The 2,113-nt window shown below is 65.5% G+C and carries 2 protein-coding genes and 1 pseudogene; all 3 read right to left on the bottom strand.

The window, feature by feature from the left end; translation table 11 throughout:
• A pseudogene (locus EN994_RS28525) lies at positions 1 to 253 on the bottom strand (cell division protein FtsZ); the annotation flags it as partial.
• 68 nt (positions 254 to 321) lie between these two features.
• Positions 322 to 1,629, bottom strand: a complete 1,308-nt coding sequence (gene ftsA, locus EN994_RS28520) for a cell division protein FtsA (protein WP_013530962.1) — start codon at positions 1,627 to 1,629, stop codon at positions 322 to 324.
• The coding region (locus EN994_RS28515) for a cell division protein FtsQ/DivIB (RefSeq protein WP_206530519.1) at positions 1,626 to 2,113 on the bottom strand (488 nt) is incomplete at its 5' end. The genes EN994_RS28515 and ftsA, both read right to left, overlap by 4 nt.

Genomic DNA, 2,113 nt, shown 5'->3' with positions numbered 1-2,113 from the left:
CCGCCGCACGGCCGACTTCCGGCTGCGATCCCGCACCGAGCCCCTCGGTGACGTGAGCGCCGAGCTGGATCAGGCGGCCTGCCTTCGACATGGTCAGCGCCTGCGCGTCGGTGTTGGCCACCACGAACTCGACGCCGCGCAAACCGGCGGTGATCATGTTGTTGACGGCATTGCCGCCGCCGCCGCCGACACCGAACACGGTGATGCGCGGCTTAAGCTCGGTGATGTCCGGCTTTTGCAGATTGATGGTCATTGTCTCCGTCCTTTGCCTTTCACGCCGCTTCGCCGCCGCGGCCGCCTATGGGGCTGTCCCCGTCAATTTTAGAAACTGTCTCTCAACCACTGACTCATGCGATGCAGTTTTCCGCCCGTTCCGGTCATTTTGAGACCGGAAATTCCTTTCGCCGGATGGCTCTCGAAGCTCGCCATCTGCGGGTAGATCAGAAGCCCCACCGCGGCCGAGAAGGCCGGCCCCTTCGCCGCTTCCGGCAGGCCGGCCACGCCGAGCGGGCGGCCGATGCGCACATTTCGTCCCAGAATGCGGCGCGCCGCCTCCGGCAGGCCGGCAAGCTGGCTGGCGCCGCCGGTAAGAACCACACGCTTGCCCACTGCATTGCCATAGCCGGACTTGTTCAGCCGGTCGCGCAGCAGTTCGAGCGTCTCGTCGATGCGGGCGCGCACGATGCGCGTCATCACCGAGCGCGGGATCTGCAAGGGCACGTCGCCATCGTCACCGATCGGCTGGATCGAGACCAGGTCGCGATCGTCGGCGCTGCCGGGCAGCGCCGAACCATGCATCACCTTCAGCCGTTCGGCGGCATCAAGCGAGGTCGACAGCCCCTTGGCCATGTCCAGCGTGACATGGTTGCCGCCGATGGCGATGGCGTCGCCATGGACGAACTTGCCTTCCGAAAACACCGAGATCGTCGTCGTGCCGCCGCCCATGTCGATGCAGGCCGCACCCATTTCCAGCTCGTCGTCGACCAGCGCCGCCAGCCCGCTGGCATAGGGCGTCGCCACCATGCGCTCGACCGACAGATGCGAACGGTTGATGGACAGCTCCAGATTGCGCATCGGCGCGGCGTCGCCGGTCAGCACATGCATGTCGACGCCGAGTGCGTCGCCGACCATGCCGCGCGGATCGCGCACGCCGCGTTCGGCATCCAGCGAGAAGCCGACGGGAAGCGAATGGATCACTTCGCGCTCGGCCTTCAGCGCCTGCTTGGCGCCTGCACCGAGAACGCGCTTGATGTCGGCCTCGTCGGCCTCGTGGCCGCCAAGATTGATGGTGGCGGAGAAGGCTTCGCTCTTCAGCCGGCCGGCCGTCATGTTGACGATCAGCGAATCAACCGTCAGCCCGGCCATGCGCTCGGCTGCGTCGACGGAAAGGCGGATGGCATGCTCCGCCCTGTCGAGATCGACCACGACACCCGACTTCACGCCTTGCGACTTCTGATGGCCGATGCCGATCACCTGGATCCGGTGCGAACGGCCGCGCAGCAGCTTGCCGTCATCGCACGGCTTGAGCTTGGCCACCATGCAGCAGACCTTGCTCGAACCGACATCCAGCACCGTCAGGGTGCCAGACCGGCGCGACGCGGCATCGCCAGGACTGCCAAGCCAGCTCATATCTTCGTCTCCGGCTTGCGCTTCAGGCTCTTGGGTTTCTCGTTGAGGGCGGCTTCGCGCTGCGTCGCCGCTTCCGCCGTCAACTGGACGACCAGCCGGTCCGTCAGGCGCATGTCGACGGCGGCGATGTCGCGCGACAGCAAACCGTTGTCATGATCCATCTTCACGAGTTCGGCGAGCGCCTGATCCTCGTCGTCCTCGGGAAGCTTGATGGTGATGCCATTGTCCAGCTTCAGGTCCCAGCGCCGTTCGCCGACACGGATATAACCTTTGATCCGGTTCGCGAGCTCGGGATATTTTTCGACCTTGGCCAGGAAATCGGGCGCGCTCGCCGGCGCGCCGGTGCCGATCAGCAGAGGCAGAAGCACCTGCTTGCCGCCCGAGAACGGCGCGATCATGGCGCCATTCTTCTCGATGACCGAAAGCTCGTCACCCTGCTGCCAGAGCGCGAAAGCCTCACGCTCCTCGACACGCACTTCCAGCG

Source organism: Mesorhizobium sp. M7A.F.Ca.CA.002.09.1.1 (genome assembly GCF_003998555.1).
GTDB classification, from domain to species: domain Bacteria; phylum Pseudomonadota; class Alphaproteobacteria; order Rhizobiales; family Rhizobiaceae; genus Mesorhizobium; species Mesorhizobium ciceri.
Note: the sequence above shows the minus strand (reverse complement) of the source record. Positions and strands in the feature narration are given on the sequence as shown.